The organism is Collinsella sp. AF28-5AC (assembly GCF_003457875.1).
Taxonomy (GTDB): Bacteria; Actinomycetota; Coriobacteriia; order Coriobacteriales; family Coriobacteriaceae; genus Collinsella.
The window spans coordinates 211-2,591 of the sequence record NZ_QRTA01000033.1 but is presented as its reverse complement, the minus strand read 5'-3'; the positions used below and the strand labels follow the sequence as shown (position 1 = coordinate 2,591).

Annotated in this window: 1 protein-coding gene; it reads left to right on the top strand. The window is 56.2% G+C overall.

The genetic code is table 11. The annotated features are described in order from the left end of the window. The first annotated feature begins 281 nt into the window (after positions 1–281). Positions 282–1,976 carry a phospho-sugar mutase gene (locus DWZ01_RS10515; RefSeq protein WP_117848981.1) on the top strand — a complete coding sequence of 565 codons (1,695 nt, stop codon included), beginning with the start codon at positions 282–284 and terminating at the stop codon, positions 1,974–1,976. The last annotated feature ends 405 nt before the right edge of the window (positions 1,977–2,381 follow it).

Below are 2,381 nucleotides of genomic sequence, written 5' to 3'. Positions count from 1 at the left end.
GTCAGCCCGTGGGAGGCCAGGGCGCCGCTGACCGGTGGACGGCACCGAGCCGTACGCTTGAACTGAGAAGGGGGAGGCCTCGCGGCCTCCCCCCTTTTTTGCGTTTACACGCAACATTCCTTATGCAATTAAATCAATTTAATCATCCACCGCTGAATATAGACGTTCACCGTTCTTTGGTCGGTTCTTTGTTCTCAATGGACTAATATTTGCTTTAGCGCACTGCTGCGCTTGTCCTGTTTTACACGGGTCGTTTTATTGATTGTGACGGAAGGACTCACATGGCAGATGTTCATGAGCTGCTTGATACTTGGATTGCCAATGTCAAGGACGAGGAGCTCCTCGCTGAGCTTAACACGATGAAGGAGCAGGGTGATGAGGACGCCATCACCGACGCTTTCTTCCAGGATCTCGCCTTCGGTACTGCCGGCCTTCGCGGCACTATCGGTGCGGGCACTAACCGTATGAATATCTATACGGTCGGTCGTGCGACCCAGGGATTCGCTGACTACCTCAATGCGACCTTCGAGCATCCGACGGTCGCCATCGCTCGTGATAGCCGCAATAAAGGTGAGCTGTTTGTCAAGATGACGGCTGCCATTCTTGCAGCAAACGGCGTGACTGCCCTCGTGTATCCCAAGATTTCTCCTGTGCCGACGCTCTCCTGGGCCGTCCGCGACCTTAAGTGCTCCGGTGGCATTTGCATGACCGCTAGTCATAATCCGGCGTCTTATAACGGCTATAAGGCCTATGGCCCTGACGGCTGCCAGATCACCAGCGAGGCCGCTGATGCAATTTCTAAGGCTATCGCCGAGACCGATACGTTCACCGGCGTGAAGTCCATGGACTTCGATGAGGCTCTTGAGCAGGGTCTGGTCAAATGGATCGATGACTCGTGCCTCGAGCGTTATTACGACGCCGTTCTCGCCCGCGGCGTGACTAACCTTTCTGCCGAGGAGATCGCTGGCGCTCCGCTTAAGCTCGTCTACACTCCGCTCAACGGCACCGGCCTCATTCCCGTCACGACGGTGCTCGAGCGCGCTGGCATCACCGATGTCACGGTTGTTCCCGAGCAGAAGGAGCCTAACGGCGATTTCCCGACCTGCCCGTATCCTAACCCCGAGATCCGTCAGGCCATGCAGAAGGGCATCGATCTCTGCGAGCAGGTTCACCCTGATTTGCTGCTTGCAACCGATCCCGACGCCGACCGTGTTGGCGTTGCCGTTAAGAATGGCGATGACTATCTGCTGCTGACCGGCAATGAGATGGGCGTTCTGCTGCTCGACTATATCTGCAAGACCCGTGCTGCCCGCGGTGAGGACCTCACTAAGAAGGTTGCCGTTACTACTATCGTTTCTTCCGCCATGGTTGACGCTCTGGCCGACGAGTACGGTTTTGAGCTCCGCCGCTGCCTGACGGGCTTCAAGTACATCGGCGACATCATTACTTCTCTTTCCGATGCTGGCGAGGTCGATCGCTTTATCTTCGGTTTTGAGGAGAGCTACGGCTATCTGGCCGGTGACCACGTGCGCGACAAGGACGCCGTGAGCACTTCGCTTCTGATTTGCCAGATGGCGCAGTATTATAAGCTCCAGGGCAAGAACCTTGCCGATGCGATGCGCGAGCTTTACGAGAAGTATGGCTACTATCACAACAAGACGATTTCGCTGAGCTATCCGGGCGCTGAGGGTGCGGCAAAGATGGCCGGCATCATGGCTGGTCTGCGTGAGAACCCGCCCGCGGAACTCGCCGGTTCCAAAATTGAGACTGTCGTGGATTACAACACCTGCGTGAACGGCCTGCCGAAGGCTAACGTCATTGAGTTCGATCTTGAGGGTGGCAACAAGGGTATTGTTCGTCCTTCCGGCACCGAGCCCAAGATTAAGCTGTACATCTTCGCTAAGGGCACGGATGCCGCCGAGGCTGATGCAGCACTTGACGCGATTGAGGAGTCCGGTCGCAAGCTGTTGGCCTAAGGCTTTGAAAGCCTATTTCTATAGTTAGACGGAGGAGGGGATCTCGGAAACGAGGTCCCCTCTTTATTACCGGCAAACACAGCTGAGAATCCCAAGATGTGTAGGAAATGTGTACGCCCAGATTCCCGCCCACGGGGCCCCTCCGGTCTGGCAATATATCTCCTTGCCGCGCGGCCCGGTCGGACCGGATGAGCCGCGGGGCGTGCACCTTGAGAACCGGATACTGCGAGGATGGACACACAAGCTGTGTCGCATCCGGGCAGACATCGAACCATTTGAAATGGTCTAACTTGGATTTGTTTTTCGCAAGGCCGCCGAGAGGCGGCCCCGAGAAATTCCTTTTCCTATACTAGAACCATATGAATCGAACGGAACCGATCAGCGATGAACTGAGAGGACCGGACG

Coding starts and splice junctions, on each gene's coding strand:
- DWZ01_RS10515 (WP_117848981.1), top strand. CDS start 282: ATGGCAGATGTTCATGAGCTGCTTGATACTTGGATTGCCAATGTCAAG.